This is a genomic window from Clostridium felsineum DSM 794 (assembly GCF_002006355.2).
In the GTDB taxonomy this organism is placed as follows: domain Bacteria; phylum Bacillota; class Clostridia; order Clostridiales; family Clostridiaceae; genus Clostridium_S; species Clostridium_S felsineum.
This window is the reverse complement of sequence record NZ_CP096980.1, coordinates 4,222,713-4,248,816: the sequence shown is the minus strand read 5'-3', so window position 1 is coordinate 4,248,816 and position 26,104 is coordinate 4,222,713. Positions and strand designations below refer to the sequence as shown.

Here is a 26,104-nt window from a genome sequence, read left to right as displayed (position 1 = left end):
AGTGTTGCAAAATGATACATTGGAGTGATTTAACATATATGCTTTTAAAAGTATAGCAGAAAAAGTTATTATAGGTTAAACTGACAAAGATGGAGATGAAGACCATAAATAATGCTGAGGTTTATTTAAGCACTATTCAACGCAGGTTCATACCAAAAACTTTTAAGTGAATATTAAATGTGTTTTATTATCCCTTGTACTACGGTGCCAGGGATTTTTTAATTCAGAGGTTAACTTTACCACAATTAACATTGACTTTTTATAACAATAAAAGGTGTAAGGTATTAAAAAAAATAATATATATACGATATATGACGTATCTTTATTTATGAATTTAGGCATTTTTTGCATTTGAATATATGAAAGTTTTAAATAGAGTATGAATAACTATGATATTTTAAGTTAGTTTATGTAGTAAGTTTTTTTGTATTTAGGTAGAAATATAAAATTTTATTTATAGAGTGAGATAGTTAGGATTACTGGGGGAATTGTAATTGAATAAAAAAAGGATAAACCAGTATATTTATATATTGTTAATTGTGGTATGTATGAATAATCCACTATATAGCAGCAAAACTATAGCATATGCTAGTGATATTATTAGTTCTAATAAACTGATGCTTAAAGAATTAAATGATTATACTATTGATGATAGTTGGACTGTAATTGATACGACGGATACAGCTTCAAAATCCTTAGATCAGGTTGTAAACGAATATATATCTGGGGGAAAAGCTAAATTTTATATTTTAGATGGAAATTATGAGGTAAATGGAAGTTTAAATTTGAATCAACCCAATATAATTATACAGGGACAATCAAAAGAAAATACGAAAATCATACAAAATAACATTAATAATAGCTGTATAAATATAACTGCAGATAACGTTGAGATTTGGAGTTTAAATATTGATAGCAGTCAGGGAGTAATAGCTGTTGCTTCTAAAAATTCAAATAATGTTAAGCTTGAAAATTGTATAATTAAAGGTTCTAGTACAAATCCGGCAGTTGCATTTTGGGGTAATGCGGGTGGAATTGATGATGTTACCGATGTTGAGACTAGTAACCTATCAGATGGAAATGTAATTGAGGGAAATATAATTTATTCTCAATTAAGTAGTAATGAAAAGGATGGAGTCGTATTTACAAAGCAAAAAAATGGGTTAGTTAAAAACAACAATTTAAATGGAAGTAGAATAGCATTTTATTTAAGTAGAAATTCTGAGGTAAGCTATAATATAATCGAAAATTCAGAAACTAATGGAATTAGATGTGCTGTGCCAGCTTATGATAATACAATCTCTAATAATACAATCCAGAACACCTTGGGATCAGGAATTTGTCTAGTTAGAAATGATGCTGGAATTACTCCATCTACATATAGAGCTTCAAATATTAATATTACTAATAATAGCATAACTACCTCGAGGTATTTTGGAATAGAAATAAGTAATTTAAGGGATTCCAATATAAGTAATAATACTATAAATAAAGTTGATTTAGATGGGATATATTTATTATATGCTGATAATCTTAATGTAAAAGAGAATGATATAAACGACAGTGGTTTATCTGTTGTAAATGGCAACATGTGGGGTTGGAATGAAAGTCTTAACTCTGGTATTTTCATTGATTACATGGTGTCAAATTGTATTTTAGATTCAAACAAAATAGACAATGAAATTACTACTAGCTTATACGGTATCAAAGTACAATCAGGAAATAATAATATTAACAATAGTATAACTAATAACTCTGTGTTAAGAAAATTTTTAAATGGTATAGTTGCTAATGAAGTTGGCCCTGAGAGTACTATCATAAATACAAGCATAATTCAATTAGAGTATTTAGAAGTTCCTCCAAATATAAAAACCGTAGCAACAGAAAATTCAATAACTGTAAGTTGGGATACAGTACCAAATTCATTAGGTTACGAAATTGAAGTTTGTGGCAATATTATAGATAATGGAACAAGTACAAGTTATGACGATACAGGCTTGCTTAGTGGAATAAACCGTAATTATAGAGTAAGGTCAAAAGGAGGAGAGTGGAGCAATTTAATAGTAGTAGAGACATTAGTTCCAGCCCCAAGCAATATAGTAGTGCTTCCGGGAGAAAATGATGTAAAACTAAGCTGGGATGCAGAAGAGGAAGCATTGGGATATGAAGTAGAAGTGGATGGAAACGTAGTAGATAATGGAACAAGTACAAGTTATGACAACACAGGACTACTTAGTGGAACGACTCATAATTATAGAGTAAGAGTCAAAGGAGGAGAGTGGAGTAATGTAATAACAGCAGAGACATTAGCTCCACCACCACCAGTAATAATTTTAGCTCCAAGCAATATAGTAGCGCTTCCAGGAGAAAATGATGTGAAACTAAGCTGGGATGCAGGGGCGGAAGCATTAGGATATGAAGTAGAAGTGGATGGAAACGTAGTAGATAATGGAACAAGTACAAGTTATGACAACACAGGGCTACTTAGCGGAACAAGCCATAATTATAGAGTAAGAGCCAAAGGGGGAGAGTGGAGTAATGTAATAACAGCAGAGACATTAACTCCACCACCACCATTAATAATTTTAGCTCCAAGCAATATAGTAGCGCTTCTGGGAGAAAATGATGTGAAACTAAGCTGGGATGCAGAGGCGGAAGCATTAGGATATGAAGTAGAAGTGGATGGAAACGTAATAGATAATGGAACAAGTACAAGTTATGACAACACAGGACTACTTAGTGGAACAAGTCATAACTATAGAGTAAGAGTCAAAGGAGGAGAGTGGAGTAATGTAATAACAGCAGAGACATTAGTTCCACCACCAGTAATAATTCCACTAGCACCAGACAATATAGTAGCTTTTCCGGGAGAAAATGATGTGAAACTAAGCTGGGATGCAGAAGAGGAAGAATTGGAATATGAAGTAGAAGTAGATGGAAAAGTAGTAGATAATGGGACGAGTACAAGCTATGACAACACGGAGCTACTTAGTGGAACAAGTCATAACTATAGAGTGAGAGTCAAAGGAGGAGAGTGGAGCAATTTAATAGTGGTAGAAACATTAGTTCCAGCACCATTAATAATTTTAGCCCCAAGTAATCTAATAACATCAGTAATATCATCACAACCACAAGCAATTCTAAAGCCTTTAGTGACAGTAGCTGAAACACCAATAATAACATCATCTCAAAATAGCAACACAATAGTAGATGATTTTTCAGAAAGCAAAGAAATAGCTGAAAATCCAAACGTTAAAACAGGAGAAACAAACAAAACAACAAAAGGCAAAGTGAAAAATAATAAATATGGCGAAAATAACACAAAATTTAATATTATTAATTATATTCAGCAAATAGGTTTAATTAAAATTATAATTGTAAACTTAATAGTTTTTTCTTCTGTGGCTGGAATTTATATTAAATTTTTTAGGTTATCAAAATAGAACTATAAATATTAAGCATAGTATATTATATTTTAAGGAAATTTGTTAAATGGTAATAATAACTAAAATAGAGTTGGGGGCGGACAAAAAGTATTTTAATAGTAAGCGTAAAAAAATTATTAAATAGAATAAAAACACTTCCTTTAATAAAATATAGAAAAATTCTAATTTTAAAGGAAGTGTTTTTACTATGTATAAAGTATCAATTATTGCTTTTTGAGTTCAACTGTTGTAGTCGTACCCATAGCAGAAGCTTCATAGCTTAATACTCCATTTTGATATTTTATAGTCTTAGTATCATCGCTTGAAGCAAGCAAAGAACCATCAGTTTTACTATGGTCATTTTTAGAAGTCCATGAATAAGGTTCCTTAGTAGTTGTTGGAGCCGCAAAAGAACCAACCCAATAAATTGACTTTGTTTTTCCGTTATCAGTTATCCAGTAAATTGTAATTGTATTACCACTTATTGTTGCTGATTGATAAGAGTCATTAGATTTGTTATTTTGTTGTTTCCATTCACCCTGTAAGTTAGGTATTTTCTTTTCAGATGTTTTACCCCCATTGGAAGTGCTTGCCGATTTAGAGCTGCATCCTGTAAATGTTGCTATGAGTAGAATCACACAAAGACTAATTGTAACTATTTTTTTCATTCTTATTATCCTCCCAGTATACATATAAAAGCACAAAGATTTTTGTATAAAAAAACAATGTCTCTTTTTATAATAGATTTATATTACTTAGTTACTAAAATAATACACTAATAGATATTAGTAGTCAAATTTTAGGGAATAAGAAATAAAGTTAATCTTAGTAAAGCTTACTATTGTCTTACTAGGATATTTTAATATATAGATACTAAAATTTTTATGTTTACTCTAAATATAATAGACTAGAAAAGGAAAAGATATAGGATTAGAAGTATTTAAATTCATTAAAAAAGGAGAAAACTATGTTTAAGGAGTTCAAAGAGTTTGCAGTAAAGGGAAATGTAGTAGATTTAGCTGTCGGTGTTGTTATAGGTGGTGCCTTTGGAAAAATAGTTACATCTATGGTGAGTGATATTATTATGCCAATATTAGGGGCTTTAACAGGTGGGATTAATTTTACATATTTAAAGGTTGTAATTAAAGAAGCACATGGTAAGGTTCCAGCAGTTACCCTCAATTATGGAAACTTTATTCAAAATATTATTGATTTTTTAATTATTTCATTTTCTATTTTCATGTTTGTAAAGTTAATAAATAAACTTAAACGAGAAAAGAAGGTTGAAGCTGTTAAAGAGGAGGTTAAGCCACCAGAAGAGGTTTTATTGCTTCAAGAAATTAGAGACTTATTAAAAAATAAGAGGGCTTAATTATATAAGCAAGGGGTGTCGCATGAAAGCAAAGTTTTGTAAAGCAATTCAACTATCGAATATTTTGTACATTATACCTTCATTTATATATTTTTTAAGATAAATATAATAAAATTATGGAGGAATTATGAGTGAAATTAAAGAATGGAGGATGAAGATAAATGAAACAGATATTTTTTTCTCTAAATGTTATAATAAAATATAAACTTATAAATTTAACAAGTGATTTTGTATTTATAGGAGGATAAAGATGTTAATAAGAGAAGTACAAAAAAAAGATAACGCCAAAGTTGAAGCACTTATTAGATCGTGTTTAATAGAGTTTGGTGCTAATAAGCCAGGCTGTGCTTGGACTGATCCTAATTTAGGATGTTTTTATGAGGTTTATCAAGATGAAAAATATAAATATTGGGTTGTGGAAGAAGATAATAAAATAGTAGCAGGTTGTGGTATTGGACCTTTAGTTGGGATGGAAAATGTATGTGAACTGCAAAAGATGTATTCTTTAAAAGAAGTAAGAGGCAGTGGAATTGCAAAAAAATTACTCCATATAGCTTTGGAGTTTGCTAGCAAATATTATGAAAAATGCTATCTTGAAACTTTTGAAAATATGGTTGCGGCTAATAGGTTTTATAAAAAGAATGGATTTATAAATCTAGATAAGCCACTAATTAAAACTGAACATTACGCTTGTGATGTATGGTACTTAAAAAATCTATAGCTAATAGGAAATCTCAAGTTACAATAATTAACCGGTATACAATCCCTTTATATGCTTGACTGCTAATATTATTTTGAGTACAATGGTGTCTGTTTAATTAGATAAATTAATAATATAACCACTAAAATTGAAATTTTAGTGGCTTTTTTATTAAAAAGATTATAATTTATCAAATATATTTATAATTCTCAAAGGTGCCCCAGTTTTCAACTTTATTAAATTCAGGATATACAGACATAAAGAAAACTATTATCGGAACATTATTTAATTGAGGATGTGCTTTAAAAAACTCTCTATCACCATAGCTAATTGCTTCTAAGGCAAGAGGTAGTTCTCGCCTAAAAATTAAATTTCTCATGGTAGGAAAATTATAGCTATTTGGATCATCTACATATAAATGCACACAATAAATATAAGAACCTTCTTTATTTATCCACTTTCCTACTACTTCATCTCTCATATAATTATCAATCTTATCATAAGCATAGCTTAATCCAATGGTTAAAAAAAGTTCAGCAGTTACATCAGAATGAGTAAGAGTATATCGTCTAGGAATAATAGGTTCTGTTTTAGTAACACCTTTTCTAAATTCAACTGAAAGCTTATCAGGGTTAAACTTATTCATTTTTTTTCTCCTTTATGTTACTTTTCAATTAAGTATTATATGATAAAAAAAGAATAGTGTACCTGCGTATCTTTTTAAAAGTAGAAGTTTATTATGGGGGGAGGTGTGAAGAGAATATTATAAATATTGTTGAGGTTATAAAATAATTAAAGCCCTATATAATAGACACAACAATCTATTATATAGGGTATATATAAGGCAAGTATTTGAAGATAGTGATTTTCCTATAGCTATTATTGGTTTTAACAGTGTGTACTCTTGTTCAAAAATTCACTATAAGCTCAACACTTGATATTATTACTTCTCAAGGCAACTTACAATGATTTTTGCACATTTTGTAGCTCCATTTTCAGTTTTTATTTTTTCGCCTAATTTTTTAGCGTTAGCTGCGATTTCATTAGTTAAAGCAAATTTCATTGCATCAGCAAGTTTATCAGAAGATAAATCTTTTTTATATATAGGCTTTGAACCTACACCTAAATCATAACTTCTGTGTGCCCATGCGAATTGATCATTAGAAAAAGGTACAATTATACTTGGAATTCCTGCTTTAAAGCCAGCCGCTGTTGTGCCAGCCCCTCCATGATGGCATACAGCAGAAACCCTTTCGAATAACCATGAATGAGGAATATTATTAATTGCTATGATGTTTTTAGGCAGATTTTTTGGTTTTCCCATGCCGCAAATAATACCTCGTTTACCACTTTTGACTATAGCTTCAACAGCTATTTCTGCCAGTCCCTCATGTTTTCCTATAGAAGTCATACTTCCAAAGCCTATATAAATGGGTTTATCACCTGCATTTAAGAAAGCTTCAAGCTCATCATCCGGAGTATACTCGTAAGGTTCTTCAACAAACCAATAACCATATTGATGAATGTTTTCGTTCCAATCCTCTGGTCTTTTAAAAACAAAGTTGCTGCAAGATACAATGGCAGGGTGTTTTTTATCTGTATGTCTTTCAAAGGGAGAGCAAAAATTGTTAGGTTTGTCACCAAAATTCTTTTTCCAATAACCTTTAACAGAACTTTTAGAAGCCATCCAAAGCATACCTTGAATCATAGTATAACTTAATTTTTTCGTCAGTGCATTGGAAGGGGATTTTCCGTACATTACCATAGATAAATATTCTTTTGTTTTGTGCATTGGGAAAGGAGAAGCTAAAACAGAAGGAATACCAAATTTTTGTGTTGCAAAATATCCAATGGTACAGCCAGGATGATATATAATTAGTTCGCTTCCCTCACAGGCAGAGTAGAAGTCATTCACCATATAAATTCCGTATTCTTTCATTTTATTAAAGGTTAAAAGCATCTTTAAAGGATTATCAGATGAGCCAGCATCCGTTAATAGCTTAGGGTCAACCTTTAGAGTTTCAATATCTGCAGATATAGGGTAAACATCAATTCCATAGCTTTTAATAAATTTTTCGAAGCTTTTACTTGCTGTTATACGAACATTCTTCCCTAGTTTTTTAAGCTGCTGTGCAAGTGCAATATATGGTTGAAAATCACCACGTGAACCAGAACAAAGAATTGTAATCATATTTAAACCCTCCTCTTGTTAACTCCGACAACTTGTTGTATGATTACAGTATACGCATGTTAATACTAATCATCAACCGACAATATAATAGTATGTGTCGGATTTTAGGAGATGAAAAAATGAATAAAAAGCCAAAGGTAACTGCACAGACTAAGCAAAACCTAATTGATGCCTTTTGGGATCTGTACTGTGAAAAAAGAATAGAGAAAATAACTATAAGGGAAATTACTCAAAAAGCAGGTTATAACAGGGGAACTTTTTATGAATATTTTACAGATGTCTATGATGTCATTGATAAAATAGAAAAATCCTTAATACCTTCATTGGATGAATTACCTCCAATTACTATAGCTGAAGATGATATTGGTATGCCAATAGATATGTTTATGAAGTTATATGAAAAGAATAGTAAATATTATTCTGTTTTGCTTGGTGATAATGGTGATCCAGCCTTTGTAAGTAAACTTAAAAATTCAACAAAACCTATACTAAAAAAAGCGTTCTCTGAAAAACATGATTTAAATCCCATTGAATTTGATTTTATTTTGGAGTATGTGCTTTCAGCAATGATTGGTATTATGAGTTATTGGTTTAGACAGGATAAAGTATTGCCAGCAGAGGATTTGATTACTTTGATTCATGAACTTATGGAAAATGGTGTTATGTCAAAGTTATCAAAATAATTTATATGGTTCTTCTAGTGTTAAAAATAATAGTTTTATAAAGATTCAAAATTGAATATAAGGTGAAAATATGGGTAAAGGCTGATATTCATATGTGGCTTAATTTTTAAATAATAAATGGAATTGACTATATTAATTAAGTAAAGAAATAAAAAGAGCAGATAAGTCTGCCCCTAAAAAACTATTTATGAAAATTAATATAAATTAATATTAAAATGATTAATATTAAGATAATTAATGCTAAGGTAACTATTATTGAAATTATATTCGATAAAAATTCAATAATATCTAATAGAGTTTTTTTCTTCTTTTTCATATTAGATTACCTCTCCTATAATATTATTTATAATTTTTATTTTTTAGTTACGTACAAGCTATTTAATTAATTATATGTAAGTACTTGCATATAAATTAAAGCTATATTCTATATTTTCATACCGCAGTTTGTATATTTCCGTAATAAGAAATATAATGAAATTATGGAGGTGTTTTGTGTGGATTACATAACTACGAAAGAAGCAGCGAAAAATTGGGCAATCACAGACAGAATGGTTGTTTATTATTGCTCTGCTGGTCGAATTAATGGAGCTAAAAAAATGGGAAATACATGGCTTGTTCCTAATAATGCTAAAAAACCGGCTGATGGACGATATAAGAGTAGTAAGGTAAGGGATGGTGAAAGGGAATGAAACGGATATTTTTGGTTGAGGATGATAAAACAATTGCTAAGAACCTTACACTTTTGTTGCGTTCGGAGGGCTTTATAGTCATTCATGCGTCTACGAGGGAAGATGCTCTTGCAGGTATTGAGGAAAATAAATTTGACTTATCACTTGTAGATATTTCTTTGCCTGATGGAAATGGATTTACAGTTTGCACAGAAATTAAACAAAAGCAAGAGGTTCCTGTTATCTTTCTGACGGCTTCTGGTGATGAGTCTAGTGTTGTTACTGGGCTGAACATAGGTGCAGATGACTATATCACAAAGCCTTTCCGTCCTCGTGAACTAATCGCAAGAATCAGAACAGCACTGCGAAAAAGAGGAAATTCCTCATCCACTTTTGAAATATGCGGGCTTCATGTAGATATAACAAGCGGTATAGTGAAAAAAAACGGCATTGAGGTTTTTCTTTCAGCACTAGAATATCGATTGTTGCTGTTGTTTATTAATAACCCCAAAACTATTATTACAAGGGGCAGACTGCTTGATGAATTGTGGGATGCTGCGGGCGAATTTGTTAATGACAATACATTAACCGTTTATATTAAACGCTTGAGAGAGAAGATAGAAAAAGAACCTGCAAATCCAGAAATAATTCTAACCGTTCGTGGAACAGGATATAGGCTGGGGGATGGATATGTTTCGGAATAGAGAAATTCGGAAGTTTGCTATTTTATTTTCGTTAATAGCGCTGGTGACTATTACACTTGGATTTGTAATCAGTATATTAGCTGGAATACTTGCCATTGCTTCTGCCACTGCCTTTGGAACAGTGTTTTTTGTGTTTACAAAAGCTAGATATAAAAGTATTGCACAGATTTCAGATCAAATCGATCTTGTGCTTCATAACGCTGACCATTTATATATTGCAGAATTGGATGAAGGTGAACTTTCAATTCTGCAAAGTGAGATAACAAAAATGACGCTGCGTATTCGAGAGCAAAACGATGCACTTAAAAAAGAAAAAGAACATCTTGCTGATTCCTTAGCAGACATAGCCCACCAACTGCGAACTCCGCTAACATCGGCTAATCTTATTCTGTCATTGTTAGAGAATAACCCTGATGAAAATGACAGGAAAGCATTGATGCGTGAAACGGAGGAATTATTTATAAAGATGGATTGGCTTCTTACCTCTTTGTTGAAGTTATCTCGCTTAGACGCAGGTATTGTGGTGTTCAAAAGCGAGCAGATAGATGTAAACAACTTGATATGCACCGCATCTCGTTCATTACTAATCCAAATGGAACTACACAATATTGATCTTAAAATAGAGGCACCAAAAGGGATGATTATTAAAGGAGATTCTGGTTGGCTTTCAGAAGCAATTCAAAATATCCTGAAAAATTGTATAGAAAGTGTAGGTGAGAAGGGTAAGATTGAGATTGTCTGTAGGGATAACCCGTTGTTTACCAAAATTCACATTCACGATAGCGGAACAGGATTCAAAAAAGAAGAGTTGCCCTTCCTGTTCGATAGGTTTTATCGTGGGAAGAACTCAAACGCTTCGGGATACGGTATTGGATTGGCGCTTTGCAAAATGATTATAACACGCCAGGGAGGAACAGTTATTGCAAAAAATCATCCGCAGGGTGGCGCTATGTTTTCTATTAGTTTTCCAAAGTGACGAATCTCTCACCTGAAAGTCACAGGGATGTAAGTTCAATGTTCTATTATATGGGTAAAACATGAAAAGGAGGCTCACATAATGGAGTTTTTAAAAATAGAAGATTTATGCAAGGTTTACGGTAGAGGTGAAAATAAGGTTACTGCTCTTGACCATGTTTCTCTTACAATAGAAAAAGGAGAATTTACTGCAATTATCGGTTCCTCTGGCTCAGGTAAATCCACATTACTTCACATAATGGCCGGTGTGGACGTGCCAACGAGTGGTAAGGTGTATTTGGAAGGGCAGGATGTATATGGTCAAAGTAATGAGAAACTCGCTATTTTTCGCAGACGACAGGTTGGACTAATTTACCAGTTTCACAACCTTATTCCCACTTTGAATGTGGTGGAAAACATCACCTTGCCTATACTTATGGATAAACGTAAGGTTAATGAAGAGAGGCTAAATGACTTGTTGGATTTGCTTGGGTTAAAAGATCGAAAAAACCATTTACCCAATCAGCTTTCGGGAGGTCAGCAACAGCGTGTTTCCATAGGACGTGCTTTGATGAATGCACCAGCAGTAATGCTTGCCGACGAACCAACAGGTAGCTTGGACAGTCGAAATGGACATGAAATTATAAAACTACTGAAATTAAGTCATAAAAAATATCAGCAGACCCTTATTGTGGTCACTCATGATGAAAATATTGCATTGCAAGCAGACCGTATTATAGGCATATCCGACGGCAAAGTAGTGAGAGACGAGAGGGTGAGACCATGAATATTTTTAACAAAGTCACCCTGCAAAGTATGAAAAAAAGCCGTACGCGAACCATTGTAACTATTATAGGAGTTGTATTATCTGCCGCTATGATCACGGCAGTGGCTACCTTTGCCGTTTCTTTGCAAAACTACATGATAAAAGGTTCAATACAGAAATATGGAGGTTGGCACGTTGGATTTTTGAATGTTGATTCTTCCTTCGTAAAGGAACGAGCTCTTGACAAAGAAGCTAAAAACACCGTAACATTTGAAAATATCGGTTATGCAAAACTTAAGGGTGGAAAAAATCCTAATAAGCCATATCTTTTTATAACAGGGTTTAATAAGAAAGCCTTTGATAACTTGTCTATAAATTTGGTTTCAGGCAGATTACCACAAAATAATAGTGAGATTCTTGTACCAGCACATGTGGATTCAAACGGTGGCGTTAAATTAGCAGTGGGTGATACGCTTTCACTTGCTGTGGGAAACCGCATGGAGGCAAATAAAAATCTTAATCAACATGATGCCTATATTTCTGGTGGCAAGGAAAAAGAAACTCTTGCACCTAAAGTACAGAAAACCTACAGAGTTGTTGGTATCTGTGAAAGACCAAGTTTTGAGGAAGTTTCTGCACCGGGATATACGTTGATAACAAAAGCAGATTCAGCGGACAAAGTAGATAGTTTTAGCACATTTGTTACGCTTAAAAAGCCGTACTCAGTTTATACTTATGCAAGAAGCGTAGCAGGAACTCATAGCTATGAGTTTAACGATAATGTATTACGTTTTATGGGTATTTCCAGTGATAATCAGTTCAATGCATTTTTGTATTCTGTTGGTGGAATTTTAGTTGTATTAATAATGATAAGTTCGGTTTTTCTCATTTATAATTCTTTCAATATATCCTTAAACGAACGAACAAGACAGTTCGGCATTCTTTCGTCCGTAGGAGCCACAGCAAAGCAACTGCGAAATTCGGTGTTATTTGAAGGACTTTGCATTGGTGCAGTAGGTATACCTATTGGTGTTATTGTTGGTATAGGCAGTATAAGGCTTGTTATTTCTGTTGTAGCCGAGAAATTTGGAAACATTATGTACAGCGGCGTACCTTTAACCTTGACAGTATCTTTCCCAGCTATTGTCGTTGCGGCGGTAGTTAGTATAGTTACAATTCTTATTTCTGCATATATACCGGCTCGAAAGGCTGCAAGTACTCCTGTTATGGAGAGTATCCGCCAGACTAATGAGGTTAAAATTGAATCTAAAGTTGTGAAAACGTCAAAACTCTCACAGCGTATTTATGGCCTGGAGGGAACTCTTGCGTTAAAGAATTTTAAAAGAAACAAGAGACGTTATCGCAGCATTGTGTTATCTCTTTCTTTAAGCGTAGTGCTATTTGTATCTGCAAGTGCTTTTGGAAATGATTTGAAAAGATTTACAGAACAGTCAGTAGTGAATAGTGACTATGATATCTGTTTTTTCACACAGGATATGGATAAAACCAAAATGTTTAGGCTTTACGACAAACTGAAAACTGCAAATGGAGTTTATGGAAGTTCATACCAAGCCATTATGACTTATTCATGTGTATTTAATTCAAACAATTTTTCAGATAACTATCGAAAATACTCAAGTTACAATTTGCCTAACCAAACAGTTAATATGCCAATGGACATCCAATTTATTAAAGATAACGAATATCTGAATTTTATTAAAAGCTTGGGCTTACCTGTAAAGGAATATACAGGGAACAACGCAAAAATGATTGCTGTTGCTAAAGCAAAAAAGGCAAATAAAACTAAAGACAAGAATATCAAATTGATGGATATATTTTCAAGTCGCTCTATGAATTTTACAATTGCTCCTCAAATAAATGATAGGCCTAAGATGGAACAGAGCCAAAATGTAAATATTACGTTTGTGGATTCATATCCTATTGATCAGCTGCCAAAGAACCCTTATGATGTGAGGCCATACGTTTTTGTGGTGGTTGCCCCTTATAGCCTAAAAGAAAAGTTTGAAGCTCCTGGTGTCCATGCCAATATGGGATTGACCTTTAAGTCAAAGACACCATCAAAATCGGTGGCTGAAATGGAAGGGATGATTAAGGGTGAAAGAATTACATCTGCCTATACCATTTATAATTTGGGTAAAATACTTGAACAAAATCGTAATACTGTATTTGTTGTTGATGTGTTCACATATGTTTTTATTATTATGATTTCACTGATTGCCACTGCAAATGTGTTTAACACAATTTCTACCAATATCAAGTTGCGCAAACGTGAGCTTGCTATGCTGCGTTCTGTGGGAATGTCTGATCGTGACTTCAAAAGGATGATGAATTTCGAGTGTGCTTTTTATGGCATGAAGGCACTAATCTTTGGGCTTCCAATAGCAGGAATCCTTTCTTGGTTAATTCATAAAGGTATGACTAAGGGTGGAGCGGATATAAGTTTTATGTTTCCGTGGCAAAGTATGGCAATTAGTGTGTTCAGCGTGTTCCTTATAGTATTCATTACAATGCTGTATGCTATTAGCAAAATAAAAAAAGAAAATATTATTGACGGACTTCGTGATGATATGACTTGATTCAAAGTCATATCAAAAAAATATTTGTGTGATTTGGATTTATACTTTATATATTTACAATTAAGTAGACTGTTTGAGTTTTTAAACAGTCTACTTAATTAAAATTAAATCTAGTTTTGTTTGTATAATCCGAATCCAGTTATAATTAATTTGTCCCACCCAGTTTCTTCATCAGCAATCCAATTATATTCGAGGTTAAGTTCTTTTAACCAAGCATTAAGACCGCCACTTTTTTTATTTACATTTGAATATTGTCTTCCGAATATGTCCCTTATTGTTTCAAGCAGGACCGCTTGTTCTTCTTTCCCAAGTTCTATAGATAATTTGTCATTTATAACTTCACAACATTGTGCGTAACATTTATGATCTTCAGCATACAATTTGTTGGATAATAATTGTTTTTTGTTATTTAGGCTGTCTCTTACTTGATTTATTTCATCTACATTGGATAAGTATTTTTTAGCGATATTAATAGCAGCAATATCGTTAGAAAGTTTAATTATAGATCTTTCTAAATTTTCATTTCTCATTTTATGATTCTCACTTTACATTTTTTATTTGGTCATTAAATTAACACGGTATACTAAAAGATAAATTTTTATTAAGCTCTAGCATACTGCTGTATTCCTATCGTTGATTGGTTGATCTTTTAATGATAGGTTAATGCTGGAGTTTTTCTATTTGTAAATACTAATGGTTAATATAATGACAATATGTAATTATATCACTAAACTAGGGATCATACAAAATTTAAATGTAGACTAAAAATGAAAAACTATGAAGAAAAATATACGGGCTTTTAATATAGACTTAACATATTAGATCTATTTGCAGGGTTTGGCTAGGAATTTAGGAATATTAAATGAACTTGGATATGAAGTTAAGGAAGTTCAGCCAAAAAAGAAATAACTAGATGAAGTTAGTTTGATAAAGTATATATTCCATGTTCAAAACCTTGTACTGAAGATGTTTATAATAATAAAGCAATGATAGATAGAATGATTAATAATATGGGAAACTCTTTGAAAATTAAGGAAGAAGACATCCCAAGATGCCCTAAATGTGGTGAGTTTTTAGTTGCTAACCTTCGTGTAGATGATACTTTTGTACAAAAATCACATTTTTTTAATGTAGCTAAGTATGAAGAATTTGTTAGAAAAGCAAAAGATAAAAAGCTTGTACTGTTAGAGCTAGGAATAGGACATAATACACCTGGAATTATAAGATATCTATTTGAAAATATAACTTATAATTATCCTTTTACTAATTTAATAAGAATTAATATGAATGATTCAGAAGTGCCTACAGAAATTGAAAAAAATCAGTCAGTATATCAGAGGATATAGGAAAAGCACTGGGTGATATTTTAAATTACTCATGTGGAAAAATAGAATGTTAAATTGGAGGATAGTTATGGGAACAAAAGAATATTTAAAAATTTTGGTTATATGTGATATACTGTTCTCTAGTGAGCTAATAGTTAGCCATAAGTAGCTCAAAACAATATAAGCTTAAAAAAAGTATTATTTAAAGAAGCTTAATTAGGTGGAGGATAATAAATAATGAAAATTTCAAAGAAAGATGCATTAAAATGGTTTGAATTTTTTGCAATACTACCAGAAGATGAACAAGTTATGATAAAACAACAAGAAATCATCTACGCTACCTTTGCTCAAATTGAGGCAGCAATTGATCATAGAAATGAAAAGCTAATGTCAGAAATTAAGGGATTAAAGACTGTAGAGAATAGAACATTTTTTGTGGGAAACGAAGAAAAATTTGCAAAAGGATGTCGTTCATGCCTTTTAGGAACTGGGCTGAGTGCAATTAGAAAAACAAATAAATGTAATCTTAACTGTAAGTTCTGTTATAATTATGGAGAACTAGATGATATTGCACCAATTGGTGAAGGTATGTGGGAAATTGGAGGTACAAAATTCTACGAGAAGGATATAGATTTACTTCTTTCTATACATAACAAGCCTACAGGTATTTCCTACGTTTATTTAGAGCCATTTATGGAGATAGAAAAATATTATTCTGTTATGAAAAAATTCAGTGAAGCAGGTATTCATCAACATCTATATACTAATGGAACTTTAGCTACGGAAGAAACTTTAAAAGCATTAGGTGAAGCTGGTCTTGATGAAATACGTTTCAACTTAGGTGCTTCTAATTGTTCAGATAGAGTTATTGAAAATATTAAAATAGCAAAAAAATATATTAAAAATGTAGGTATTGAAACTCCAATGACTCCAGAGCTTTTTAAAGGATTTTTCGAAAAAAAGAAAGCAATATTAGCTACAAATCTTGATTTTATCAATTGTGCAGAATTACATTTAAACGAGAACAACATAGGTAATTATGCTGGAGAAAATATGTATATTGCTAGACAAGGTTATATATCTCCTATTTGGAGCAGAGAATTAACTTTGAAATTTATGAAAATAGCAGATGAAGAGAATTGGGATTTAGCAGTTCATGATTGTTCAAATCATACAAAATTTGCGAGAAACTTAAATTTAAGTGACAAAGAGGGAAAATGGTTTGGTGCTAGTGATTATGGCTGTGAGTTTTCTAGAATTCCATATGAAGCATTTTTACCAATACTACGTGATGATAATTTTGAATTTTTGACTGAAGAAGAATTACCTGATGGATATAAACCAGGTAAGATGCTTTTTTAAGGAATTATTATAGTTTTTGATTTGTTAAGGTGTTACGGAAGTTGAGTATCATGAAGGATTTTTGTTTTTATAAAACTATATAGTATGTTTGTATTTTCCCTCAGACTATGTTTTGAGGGAATTTTTATTACTATTTATAAGGTATAACTTTGATTTTAAAAATTTTATTTACTATAGATTTTATATCTATGAACTATTGATTTAAAGTTAACTTTAAGGTGTATGATTTAAATATAAGTTTAATTAAATACAATCAAAGTAGAGGTATGAATAAATGAATTTAAAAGAATGTTTGAAAATCTTAAATACTGGAAAAGAAATAAAGAATGATTCAGAAGTTCATAGGTTTATGCATTTTTTATCTCAAGAAGCGCTTAAATTAACAGTAGAACTGAATAATACGTACCATACACCAGAAGAGGTAAGAAATATATTTTGTAAAATTATAGGTAGGCCTGTAGACAATAGTTTTGGATTATTTCCGCCTTTTTATACAGACTGCGGAAAAAATATCACAGTTGGAAAAAATGTGTTTATAAATGCTGGATGTAAATTTCAGGATCAAGGTGGGATTTACATAGATGATAACGTATTAGTTGGGCATAATGTAGTGCTTGCAACTTTGAATCATGATTTTAATCCCAATAATAGGGGAAGTATGGTTCCTGCGCCTATAAAGATTGGCAAAAATGTTTGGATAGGCTCTAATGCCACAGTGGTACCTGGAGTTTGCATTGGAAATGGATCAATTGTTGCGGCTGGGTCTGTAGTTACAAAAGATGTTCCGGAAAATGTTATTGTTGCAGGAGTTCCGGCTAAAGTAATCAAGAATATAGAGGAAAAGTAATCATAAGAGCTTATAAATAAGGGTAGCGATTGCAGAAGTATCAGTAAGTATTGACACTTCTGCAATCGCTTTTGATTTAATGAAAAATGTGGTTATTAATACTAGCTTAAGCCTAAGCCTTTTCTTTTATTAATAATATGTGCTTCGATATTTTTAGCTACTTCTTCAGGATCATCACCAAGGGCAATCTTACCACCGACTAAATCTTCTGCCTTTTTTGTCAATAGTTCTACTAATTGAGGAGCACCAGTCATGAAAGGTGTAGGTGATAAATGAGTATAAGCACCATAAGCTAAAGCAAAAATTCCGTCTATTGTTGCCTTTTGTTCCATCCACTCTGGTGCGGTTACTGCAATTGGAAGATCTGATACATCTACATTTAAATGGTCAGCAAGAGCAGTTACAAGCATTGATATTCTTCCGGTGTCGGTACAAGTTCCAAAGCTTAAAACTGGTGGAATCTTTAGTAGGTTGCAAACTTCCTTCAAGCCTTCACCTGCCATTTCATTGGCGGCTTCAAGTGTACAAAGTCCTGCAACTTCTAGTGCATGATTTCCGCAGCCACCAGCAACAACGAGAATGTCTCTCTTTATTAGTTCTTTAGTGAGACCTATAGTCATTGTATCCTGTGGACCATTTCTTAAAGTTGAACAGTTGGCTAAGGCTACAACACCTTTGATTTTTCCAGCTGATAGTACATCTACTAATGGATCAAGCTTGTTGCCAAGTGCACCTAATACAGCTTCTGTGGAAAAGCCTGTAATAGCCTTTTGCGTTTTTGCGGGAACCTTTGCAACTATATTTTTTGCTTTTCTTTGTTTAAAGTTCTCTATGCCAAGTTCAATTAATTTATCTGCCATCTTATCTACTTCAGCAGGATCATATGGGATTTTGTATTTACATCCAGGCAAATCAATAATAGTGCTTACAGCAACTAGAGTTATTTGATATTTTTCAGCGTACATATCTATAGCTGGTGGAGAACAGTTTTCTTCCATGGCAAAGACATCAACAGTACCAGTAGCTAATAGTGGTTCTATAGAAAGCCAATTTCCCATATGACCTACAAATACATCGTCCATTTCAAATCTTTGTAATAATTCCTGACCAGTTTCTATTGAACCTACAATTCTAAGTCCTTTAGCGCCAGCTTTTTTAGCCATATCTTGAACTTCTTTTGTTCTAGCCTTTAATATTGTTGCAGCGCCAGGCCAAGGTTGATGACCATTAAATACGATATTAATATAATCTGGATCCATAATTCCCAAATCCATATTTGCTTCGTGAGGCTTTGGTGTTCCAAATAGAATATCTTGAACCATTTCTAGACCTATTTGTGTATTATATATTGTAGCAATTCCTAGTCTAAGAGCTTTCATAGCCAATGATACATGACTTCCATCTACGTTAGTTAAACAGCTAGCTACACAATTTTGTTCCTCATGAATTGTTCCAGCAGGAGAAATGTCAAGCTTTTTCCAAAGTTCTTTTCTCTTTTTTGGCGCAAAAGCTTCAACCATAAGGTTTTGTTCGCTATTTCCAATATGCTGTTGATCTTCAAGTAGAACTGCTAGCTCTATTGCCATGTCATTTATTTCCTGATTTGTGTCTATTTTAACCTTCTCGCACATATATTTAAGTTTATCTACATCAGTAATTTTAAATGGTGTTTTTCCTTCAGCAGTAGCTTTTAAAGTTCGAAAAGCTTCGTAAGCATGATGACTGTATGTACCTGCACCCATTATATTTTTAAGAAGAAAGTTCCTCATTGCCATAGCATCAGGACCAATTCCACATACTCCTTTTTCTTGACCTGTTTTTTCACTAATTCTGCAAGGACCGTTAGAGCAAAGTTGGCAGCTTAAACCCTCCAGACAGAATTTACAGCGAATTTTCTCTTGAGAAACATATCTGTCAAATGCGTTAGACATGCCATCTTCACGAATTCTTTTGAGCATTTCTTCAACGGAATCGTGATAGCTCACTCTACCCTTGAACTTTTCTAGTATTTTTTCAGACATTCTTTATCACTCCTCATGTTTTTATACATGATAAGTTTTTCCTTATAAATCTTTTATTATGCAAAGATTTAATGCACGATAAATTATATAAATGCTTGTTGATTAACTATAAATAGTACTATTTTTTAGATAGATATTATATATTCAATTATTTTGAGGTGCTTTATTGAAAGATAAAAATAAAAGTGTAGAATTAGTAAGCATTGGGCAGAGCGACATCATAGGATTAATAAACAAAGCAAAGATAGAGATTGAAGAGGTTAAGAAAGGTAGAACAGAGAATAAAGAGACTATTGATGAAATTAGTAGTTTAAAAGGTAAATTGCAAGATATTGAAAAAGCATTACGACCTGTGAAAATGGAAATGGAAGATAGAATAAAAAATTTAAATTTAATATTAAATGAATTATCAAAAATAAAGTCTGATATAATATTAAGTAAAAAAGAGCAAATGCTTAATGTTATTGAAAAAAATTTATTATATGGTATGGTACTTGAAAGTGAAGAAGGTAATAAAAAGTTAATTAAATTTGATAAGACACCAATTGGCTTTATAGAAGTGTTAGAAGAAGATATACCAGATATTAAGATTAGAGTTACAGTATATAATAACAATGAAAATAGTTAAAAATCAGTGTAAAAAAGTATACCCCAATAAATTAATTGTTTTGGAAGTAAGAGCCTTCAATGAGAGAGCAGTTAAATGTTACAAAAAAGCAGGATTTAAGTTAAAGGAAACTTATAAAAAGGATACGCCACTTGGACAAGGTGAATTTATAAGAATGGAATATATGGATATTGATTAATTTTATATTTATGTATATGCTAAATAGAGGAAGTTTTCATAAATTTTAAAGATATATTAACTAATAAATTTTGGTAATGAAATGGAGGAGCAAAATGAATAATATAAAACCGTCATTAGATTGGCTTGAAAATCCAGAAGTATTTAGAGTAAATAGAATAGATGCACATTCAGATCACTACTTTTATGAAAGTATGGAAGAAACTAAACTAGAAGATAATATGCCACTTAAGCAAAGTTTAAATGGTAAATGGAGATTCTCCTATAGTGAAAACCCATCTTTAAGAATAGAGAACTTTTATGAAAACGATTTTGATATAAGTGGTTTTGATTATATTGAAGTGCCAGGACATATTCAACTTCAAGGTTATGATAAACGTCAATATATTAATACAATGTATCCTTGGGAGGGGCATGATGAATTAAGACCACCTCATATTTCAAAAACTTATAACCCTGTAGGCAGTTATGTAAAATATTTTGAGGTTAAAGAGGAATTAAAGAATAAAAAGACTTTTATTTCCTTCCAAGGTGTTGAAACCGCATTTTATGTATGGGTAAATGGTGAATTTGTAGGATATAGTGAAGATACCTTTACTCCATCAGAATTTGATATTACAGATTATTTAAAAGATGGACAAAATAAGCTTGCAGTTGAAGTTTATAAAAGAAGTAGCGCAAGTTGGATAGAAGATCAGGATTTTTGGAGATTTTCAGGTATATTTAGAGAGGTGTATTTATATGCAATTCCAGAAACTCATATAAATGATATATTTGTAAAGACAGATTTATCTGAGGATTACAGAAGTGCAAAATTAAATGCAGAAATTAAAATACTTGGAGGCAATGAAAACGTTATAGAAGCATATTTAGAAGATAAAAAGGGAAATAAAATAGCTACTACTAAAAAAGAATTAAGCTCAAACGAATTAACGTTAACTTTAGATGTACAAAATGTTAAGTTATGGAGTGCTGAGGTTCCTAATTTATATGATTTTTATATTTTGGTAAAGAAAAAAGATGGAACTTTAGTTGAAGTAACAACTCAAAAAATAGGCTTTAGACATTTTGAAATGAAAGATAAAGTAATGTTGCTTAATGGAAAGAGAATTGTCTTTAGAGGAGTAAATAGACATGAGTTTAATTGTAGACGTGGTCGCTCAATTACCAAAGCAGATATGCTCTTTGATATTAAATTTTTAAAACAACATAATATCAATGCTGTTAGAACTTCACATTATCCAAATCAAAGCTTATGGTACAAACTTTGTGATGAATATGGTATTTATTTAATAGATGAAACTAATTTAGAAAGTCATGGATCATGGCAAAAGATGGGGAAATGTGAGCCGTCTTGGAATATTCCAGGAAGTCTTAAAGAGTGGCAAAAGGTTATTTTGGATCGTGCTTCTTCAATGCTTGAACGTGACAAAAATCATCCATCAATTCTTATATGGTCCTGTGGTAATGAATCTTATGCAGGTGAAGATATATACAATATGTCAGAGTATTTTAGAAAAAGGGATTCTTCACGTTTAGTTCATTATGAAGGAGTATTTTGGAACAGAGAATATGAGGCTACCAGCGATATGGAAAGTAGAATGTATGCCAAGGCAAAGGAAATAGAGGAATACTTAGATAATGATCCAAAGAAGCCATATATCAGCTGTGAATATATGCATTCCATGGGAAATTCTACTGGTGGGATGATGAAATATACAGAACTTGAAGATAAATATTTAATGTATCAAGGTGGATTTATTTGGGATTATAGCGATCAAGCCTTAGCAAGAACACTTCCAAATGGAGAAGAGGTTTTAGCTTATGGGGGAGACTTTACAGATAGACCTACAGACTATAATTTTTCAGGTAATGGAATACTATATGCAGATAGAACTAAATCTCCTAAGGTTCAAGAAGTTAAATATTTGTATCAAAACGTGAAATTAACTCCAGATAGAAGCGGAGTAACTATAAAAAATAAAAATCTTTTTGTTAATATAAATAAATATGATTTATATTATGTAATTAAAAATGAAAATAAGTTATTACAAGAAGGCAAGTTAAAGGTAGCTGTAGAGCCAGAAGAAGAAAAATATATTAAACTTCCAATTGAAGATTTTAAAGATTTAAGCGAAGTTACAGTTACGGTTTCATTATTGTTATCAGAGGATACACCTTGGGCAAATAAAGGACACGAAGTTGCTTTTGGTCAAACTGTTTTAAATAACCCTTGTAGTAGAATATTAAAAAATAACAAAAGGAATATAAAGGTCGTTCATGGAGATGTAAACATAGGTGTTCACGGAGAAGATTTCAAAGTTATATTCTCTAAACAAGAAGGTGGAATTGTTTCTTTAAGATATAGCAATAAGGAATTCATAACAAGAACACCAAAAACTTTTTATTGGAGAGCAACTACAGACAATGATAGAGGAAACAAGCATGACTTTAGATGCAGTCAATGGTTTGCAGCTACCATGGGACAAAAGTGTGCAGATTTTTCAATGGAAGAGTGTGAAAATAAAATTGTATTACATTATGTTTATGAATTGCCAACAGTTCCAATGGCTAAGGTTAATGTAGATTATGAAGTTTCGGAGGACGGAATTATAAATGTAAATGTAAAATACAATGGAGTTAAGGGTTTACCAGAGCTTCCAGTTCTAGGTATGAATTTTAGATTGTTAGCTGAATTTAATCATTTTAGTTGGTATGGTATGGGACCTGAAGAAAATTATATTGATAGATGTGAAGGTGCAAAGCTTGGAGTATATGAAAGTACACCAATGGATAATCTATCAAGATATTTAGTGCCACAAGAATGTGGAAATAGAACAGGCACTAGGTGGATAACTATTAAAAATGAAAAGGGTGAAGGACTTAAATTTGTCTATGATAAAAAGCCTTTTGAGTTTAGCGTACTCCCTTATAATAACATGGAGCTTGAAAATGCTCTTCATAGAGAAGATTTGCCGAGAGTTAATTTTACTAATGTAAATATAATAGGAAAGCAAATGGGAGTTGGAGGAGACGACAGCTGGGGAGCACCAGTTTTAGAAGAATTCTTAATTGATTCAGAAAAGGATTTGGAATATAGTTTTAAAATAATGAATATATAATTTGAGGCTGCCAGTTTAGCATGGAAAGTATGCTAAACTGGCAGTTTTGTTTTATTAAAATTAAGCTAGAATTAAGGTAGCCTAAATGATAACTTAAGTTCCTCCTTCTATAATGAAAACATAAAGTGATTGAGAGGAAAAGGAATATGAATAATTATATAGTTGAAACTAAGGAACTTGTAAAAGATTTTAAAGGTTTTAAAGCAGTAAAAGGTATAGATTTGAAAATAAAAAAGGGAACTATTTATGGATTTTTAGGACCAAATGGAGCAGGAAAGTCTACAACCATAAGAATGCTGTTAGGACTTGTAAAGCCAACCTCAGGTTCTATTAAAGTTTTAGGTGAAAATATTGAAACTGAAAGAGAAGAAATTTTGAAAAATGTTGGAGCATTAGTTGAAAGTCCTTCTTACTATGCACACTTAACTGCTTATGAAAATTTAGAAATAACAAGAAAAATTTTAAAGTTCCAGAAATCAGAAATTACTAGAGTATTGGATTTTGTGAAGCTGTCAGAGGTAAGAAATAAAAAGGTTAAAGAATTTTCACTAGGTATGAAGCAAAGATTAGGAATAGCTCAAGCACTAATGGGTGATCCTGAACTGATAATTTTAGATGAGCCGACTAATGGTCTAGATCCATCAGGAATTCATGAAATTAGAGATTTAATAAAAGCACTTCCAAAGGAAAAGGGCAGTACGGTTATAGTTTCTAGTCATATTTTAAGTGAGATAGAGCTAATGGCAGATGAGGTTGGAATAATTAAAAAAGGTGAACTTTTATATCAAGGAACTATAGAAGAGCTTAGACAGGGTAATACCTCTAAAATTCTTGTACAAGTTTCTAATAAAGAAGAGGCAATAGATTTACTTATTAAAAGAGGTTATAAAATAAAAGAAGAAAATGAAAAACTATGGGTTAAAGGTGAAAGTCTAACAGCAGCAAAATTATGCAAAGAACTTGTTTTATCAGGTTATGATGTAAATTATTTATGTGACGAAGGAAAATCTTTAGAGGATATGTTTTTATCATTAACAGTGGAGGAAAGGGTATGCTAAAGGAATTAATAATAAATGATATTTTTAAGCAAAGGAGAACAAAACTGATTTTAATGGTTGTAGCTATACCTACATTTATATCATTTCTGCTGTTTGCTGACTTAAGAATAAGATATATAAGTTATTTACGTCCATTGGCTATAAAAGAGGGACTTACTTCTTGGCAGATGCTGCTGCATGAACAAAACATAGTATATTTTAAGCAGTATCTTCCCATATTTGGAGCTATGATAATTTCATCTATATTTGATAATGAATATAAAAATAACGCTTGGACACTATCGTTAATTTATCCTGTTAAAAGAAGAAATATTATTATATCAAAATTTATAACAAGTTTATTATTTATGGTGGTTATGTTAAGCGTAAATGTTATAGGATTGATTTTAGTAGGTAAGGTTAATGGATTTCCAGAGCCAGTTAATGTTGAGTATTTTGCTAGAATGTTTGGAATTCAATTTATGGCAGCTGCTGCTGTAATGGTTATTCATTTATTTATAACTTTAAAGAATAAAAACACACTAATTTCAATAGGAATAGCTGCAATAATTAGCATTGTTTCTTCAAATCTGTATTTTAATAAAAGTATCATAAGTAAGTATAATCCATATTCTTTTGCATCATATTCTGATGGACTTATGCCGGTGAATCTAAATACTATTATTATAATAGAGATGGTGATTATTATTGTAGGTTTAGTTTTTGTGATAAATTATTTTAATAGAAAGCAATATTACTAAATAATGGGGAGACAAGATATTATGGAATTATTTAAAGTAGAATTACTAAAAATTAAAAGGATGTCTGTTTATCAGCTTGCAGTTTTATCACCATTATTATCAATTATAATAGGTGCAAGATCCTATGGATTTATGAAAACAAAAGTAGCTAAGGTTAATCCATGGCAGGTTATGGATACTATTGCACCAATAACCTTTGTGGGTATGCTTCTACCGATATTAATAATATATGTAACAATGACAATAGGTCGAATGGAGAACTCTAATAATGGATGGAAACAGCTTTTAGCTATGCCAGTTAAAAGAAGTAAAGTATATTTGACAAAGTATTTTTTAGTGCTTTCAGTAATTATAGTAGCGTTAATAGCTTATTTAATTGAATATATTCTAGGAGCGTATTTTTTAGGGGCTAAAGGGACGATTCCCATAGAGGTGATTGTTAAGATGATTTATGTTTTTATAGCTATGCAGCCATTTACAGCGTTGCTATTTTTGCTATCAAATAAATTTAATTCTGTAATAATACCACTTGGAGCGGGTATTATAATTATTTTGTCCTCTCTTATAATAGTTCAATCAAGTTATTGGAAATATGCACCTTGGACTTATTCCTTAAGTTTGTCTCAGGGGGGATTTAATATAATACAGGCTTTACCCATACTATTTATAAGCATATTAATATTTGCTCTTATATTTTCTTTAGATATAATTAATTTTAATAAAAAGGATGTAATATAAAAATAAACAAGTTTAAACAGCTTGTT

General features: G+C 31.7%; 23 protein-coding genes. 18 read left to right on the top strand and 5 right to left on the bottom strand.

All coding sequences use genetic code 11. From position 1 onward, the window contains the following. Nucleotides 1-494: 494 nt before the first annotated feature. On the top strand, nt 495-3,443 hold the full coding sequence (locus tag CLFE_RS19800; protein ID WP_077893991.1) for a right-handed parallel beta-helix repeat-containing protein: 2,949 nt from the start codon (nt 495-497) through the stop codon (nt 3,441-3,443). A gap of 206 nt (nt 3,444-3,649) precedes the next feature. On the opposite strand, the gene CLFE_RS19795 is transcribed toward CLFE_RS19800, so the two are convergent. Then, nucleotides 3,650-4,093, bottom strand: coding sequence for a hypothetical protein (locus CLFE_RS19795; RefSeq protein ID WP_077893992.1), 444 nt, complete (start codon nt 4,091-4,093; stop codon nt 3,650-3,652). Between the two features lie 299 nt (nt 4,094-4,392). Here CLFE_RS19795 and mscL point away from each other — a divergent pair, with 299 nt between their 5' ends. Both mscL and CLFE_RS19785 read left to right on the top strand, forming a co-directional pair. Beyond that, nucleotides 4,393-4,797: a large-conductance mechanosensitive channel protein MscL gene (gene mscL / locus CLFE_RS19790; RefSeq protein ID WP_077834574.1), complete on the top strand. Its 405-nt coding sequence runs from the start codon at nt 4,393-4,395 to the stop codon at nt 4,795-4,797. Nucleotides 4,798-5,047: 250 nt separating this feature from the next. Beyond that, nucleotides 5,048-5,518: a GNAT family N-acetyltransferase gene (locus CLFE_RS19785; protein ID WP_077893993.1), complete on the top strand. Its 471-nt coding sequence runs from the start codon at nt 5,048-5,050 to the stop codon at nt 5,516-5,518. Between the two features lie 169 nt (nt 5,519-5,687). On the opposite strand, the gene CLFE_RS19780 is transcribed toward CLFE_RS19785, so the two are convergent. Continuing rightward, a complete protein-coding gene (locus CLFE_RS19780) occupies nt 5,688-6,143 on the bottom strand; it encodes a staygreen family protein (RefSeq protein ID WP_077893994.1) in 456 nt (151 codons plus the stop codon). A gap of 297 nt (nt 6,144-6,440) precedes the next feature. Then, complete coding sequence (locus CLFE_RS19775; protein ID WP_077893995.1) at nt 6,441-7,688, bottom strand: glycosyltransferase; 1,248 nt, start codon at nt 7,686-7,688, stop codon at nt 6,441-6,443. A gap of 119 nt (nt 7,689-7,807) precedes the next feature. Between CLFE_RS19775 and CLFE_RS19770 the strand changes: the two genes are divergently transcribed. The 6 genes from CLFE_RS19770 (at nt 7,808) to CLFE_RS19745 (ending at nt 14,060) form a co-directional block, all read left to right on the top strand. After that, nucleotides 7,808-8,371: a TetR/AcrR family transcriptional regulator gene (locus CLFE_RS19770; RefSeq protein ID WP_077893996.1), complete on the top strand. Its 564-nt coding sequence runs from the start codon at nt 7,808-7,810 to the stop codon at nt 8,369-8,371. 494 nt (nt 8,372-8,865) lie between these two features. Then, entirely contained in the window at nt 8,866-9,060 is a 195-nt protein-coding gene (locus CLFE_RS19765) for a helix-turn-helix domain-containing protein (RefSeq protein ID WP_077893997.1), read from the top strand. After that, nucleotides 9,057-9,743, top strand: a complete 687-nt coding sequence (locus tag CLFE_RS19760; protein WP_077893998.1) for a response regulator transcription factor — start codon at nt 9,057-9,059, stop codon at nt 9,741-9,743. The genes CLFE_RS19765 and CLFE_RS19760 overlap by 4 nt, the downstream gene beginning before the upstream one ends. Beyond that, complete coding sequence (locus CLFE_RS19755; RefSeq protein ID WP_077893999.1) at nt 9,730-10,719, top strand: sensor histidine kinase; 990 nt, start codon at nt 9,730-9,732, stop codon at nt 10,717-10,719. Before CLFE_RS19760 ends, CLFE_RS19755 begins: the two co-directional genes overlap by 14 nt. A gap of 81 nt (nt 10,720-10,800) precedes the next feature. Further along, entirely contained in the window at nt 10,801-11,484 is a 684-nt protein-coding gene (locus tag CLFE_RS19750; RefSeq protein WP_077834566.1) for an ABC transporter ATP-binding protein, read from the top strand. Continuing rightward, complete coding sequence (locus CLFE_RS19745) at nt 11,481-14,060, top strand: ABC transporter permease (protein ID WP_077894000.1); 2,580 nt, start codon at nt 11,481-11,483, stop codon at nt 14,058-14,060. The genes CLFE_RS19750 and CLFE_RS19745 overlap by 4 nt, the downstream gene beginning before the upstream one ends. A gap of 110 nt (nt 14,061-14,170) precedes the next feature. On the opposite strand, the gene CLFE_RS19740 is transcribed toward CLFE_RS19745, so the two are convergent. Next, on the bottom strand, nt 14,171-14,590 hold the full coding sequence (locus CLFE_RS19740; RefSeq protein ID WP_077853147.1) for a hypothetical protein: 420 nt from the start codon (nt 14,588-14,590) through the stop codon (nt 14,171-14,173). Between the two features lie 456 nt (nt 14,591-15,046). On the opposite strand from CLFE_RS19740, the gene CLFE_RS19735 reads away from it, so the two are divergent. From CLFE_RS19735 to CLFE_RS19725, 3 genes are all read left to right on the top strand, one after another. Next, on the top strand, nt 15,047-15,406 hold the full coding sequence (locus tag CLFE_RS19735) for an SIR2 family NAD-dependent protein deacylase (protein WP_250944672.1): 360 nt from the start codon (nt 15,047-15,049) through the stop codon (nt 15,404-15,406). Between the two features lie 216 nt (nt 15,407-15,622). Continuing rightward, a complete protein-coding gene (locus tag CLFE_RS19730) occupies nt 15,623-16,747 on the top strand; it encodes a radical SAM protein (RefSeq protein ID WP_077894001.1) in 1,125 nt (374 codons plus the stop codon). A 274-nt stretch (nt 16,748-17,021) separates the two neighbouring features. Next, nucleotides 17,022-17,594, top strand: coding sequence for a DapH/DapD/GlmU-related protein (locus CLFE_RS19725; RefSeq protein ID WP_077894002.1), 573 nt, complete (start codon nt 17,022-17,024; stop codon nt 17,592-17,594). Between the two features lie 101 nt (nt 17,595-17,695). Here CLFE_RS19725 and cooS read toward each other — a convergent pair whose 3' ends face one another. Beyond that, nucleotides 17,696-19,615 (bottom strand): anaerobic carbon-monoxide dehydrogenase catalytic subunit, encoded by a 1,920-nt coding sequence (cooS, locus tag CLFE_RS19720; protein ID WP_077853322.1) that lies wholly within the window; start codon nt 19,613-19,615, stop codon nt 17,696-17,698. A gap of 166 nt (nt 19,616-19,781) precedes the next feature. On the opposite strand from cooS, the gene CLFE_RS19715 reads away from it, so the two are divergent. The 6 genes from CLFE_RS19715 (at nt 19,782) to CLFE_RS19690 (ending at nt 26,078) form a co-directional block, all read left to right on the top strand. Further along, a complete protein-coding gene (locus CLFE_RS19715) occupies nt 19,782-20,243 on the top strand; it encodes a hypothetical protein (protein WP_077894003.1) in 462 nt (153 codons plus the stop codon). After that, nucleotides 20,230-20,421, top strand: coding sequence for a GNAT family N-acetyltransferase (locus CLFE_RS19710; protein ID WP_077894004.1), 192 nt, complete (start codon nt 20,230-20,232; stop codon nt 20,419-20,421). The genes CLFE_RS19715 and CLFE_RS19710 overlap by 14 nt, the downstream gene beginning before the upstream one ends. Before the next feature lie 94 nt (nt 20,422-20,515). Further along, complete coding sequence (lacZ, locus tag CLFE_RS19705) at nt 20,516-23,542, top strand: beta-galactosidase, LacZ type (RefSeq protein ID WP_077894005.1); 3,027 nt, start codon at nt 20,516-20,518, stop codon at nt 23,540-23,542. A 146-nt stretch (nt 23,543-23,688) separates the two neighbouring features. After that, nucleotides 23,689-24,600, top strand: a complete 912-nt coding sequence (locus CLFE_RS19700) for an ABC transporter ATP-binding protein (protein WP_077894006.1) — start codon at nt 23,689-23,691, stop codon at nt 24,598-24,600. Next, nucleotides 24,594-25,340 carry an ABC transporter permease gene (locus CLFE_RS19695; protein ID WP_077894007.1) on the top strand — a complete coding sequence of 249 codons (747 nt, stop codon included), beginning with the start codon at nt 24,594-24,596 and terminating at the stop codon, nt 25,338-25,340. Before CLFE_RS19700 ends, CLFE_RS19695 begins: the two co-directional genes overlap by 7 nt. A gap of 21 nt (nt 25,341-25,361) precedes the next feature. Next, complete coding sequence (locus tag CLFE_RS19690; RefSeq protein WP_169850968.1) at nt 25,362-26,078, top strand: ABC transporter permease; 717 nt, start codon at nt 25,362-25,364, stop codon at nt 26,076-26,078. Nucleotides 26,079-26,104 lie beyond the last annotated feature (26 nt).

Coding starts and splice junctions, on each gene's coding strand:
- CLFE_RS19795 (WP_077893992.1), bottom strand. CDS start 4,093: ATGAAAAAAATAGTTACAATTAGTCTTTGTGTGATTCTACTCATAGCA.
- mscL (WP_077834574.1), top strand. CDS start 4,393: ATGTTTAAGGAGTTCAAAGAGTTTGCAGTAAAGGGAAATGTAGTAGAT.
- CLFE_RS19785 (WP_077893993.1), top strand. CDS start 5,048: ATGTTAATAAGAGAAGTACAAAAAAAAGATAACGCCAAAGTTGAAGCA.
- CLFE_RS19780 (WP_077893994.1), bottom strand. CDS start 6,143: ATGAATAAGTTTAACCCTGATAAGCTTTCAGTTGAATTTAGAAAAGGT.
- CLFE_RS19775 (WP_077893995.1), bottom strand. CDS start 7,688: ATGATTACAATTCTTTGTTCTGGTTCACGTGGTGATTTTCAACCATAT.
- CLFE_RS19770 (WP_077893996.1), top strand. CDS start 7,808: ATGAATAAAAAGCCAAAGGTAACTGCACAGACTAAGCAAAACCTAATT.
- CLFE_RS19760 (WP_077893998.1), top strand. CDS start 9,057: ATGAAACGGATATTTTTGGTTGAGGATGATAAAACAATTGCTAAGAAC.
- CLFE_RS19755 (WP_077893999.1), top strand. CDS start 9,730: ATGTTTCGGAATAGAGAAATTCGGAAGTTTGCTATTTTATTTTCGTTA.
- CLFE_RS19750 (WP_077834566.1), top strand. CDS start 10,801: ATGGAGTTTTTAAAAATAGAAGATTTATGCAAGGTTTACGGTAGAGGT.
- CLFE_RS19745 (WP_077894000.1), top strand. CDS start 11,481: ATGAATATTTTTAACAAAGTCACCCTGCAAAGTATGAAAAAAAGCCGT.
- CLFE_RS19740 (WP_077853147.1), bottom strand. CDS start 14,590: ATGAGAAATGAAAATTTAGAAAGATCTATAATTAAACTTTCTAACGAT.
- CLFE_RS19735 (WP_250944672.1), top strand. CDS start 15,047: ATGATAGATAGAATGATTAATAATATGGGAAACTCTTTGAAAATTAAG.
- CLFE_RS19730 (WP_077894001.1), top strand. CDS start 15,623: ATGAAAATTTCAAAGAAAGATGCATTAAAATGGTTTGAATTTTTTGCA.
- CLFE_RS19725 (WP_077894002.1), top strand. CDS start 17,022: ATGAATTTAAAAGAATGTTTGAAAATCTTAAATACTGGAAAAGAAATA.
- cooS (WP_077853322.1), bottom strand. CDS start 19,615: ATGTCTGAAAAAATACTAGAAAAGTTCAAGGGTAGAGTGAGCTATCAC.
- CLFE_RS19710 (WP_077894004.1), top strand. CDS start 20,230: ATGAAAATAGTTAAAAATCAGTGTAAAAAAGTATACCCCAATAAATTA.
- lacZ (WP_077894005.1), top strand. CDS start 20,516: ATGAATAATATAAAACCGTCATTAGATTGGCTTGAAAATCCAGAAGTA.
- CLFE_RS19700 (WP_077894006.1), top strand. CDS start 23,689: ATGAATAATTATATAGTTGAAACTAAGGAACTTGTAAAAGATTTTAAA.
- CLFE_RS19695 (WP_077894007.1), top strand. CDS start 24,594: ATGCTAAAGGAATTAATAATAAATGATATTTTTAAGCAAAGGAGAACA.
- CLFE_RS19690 (WP_169850968.1), top strand. CDS start 25,362: ATGGAATTATTTAAAGTAGAATTACTAAAAATTAAAAGGATGTCTGTT.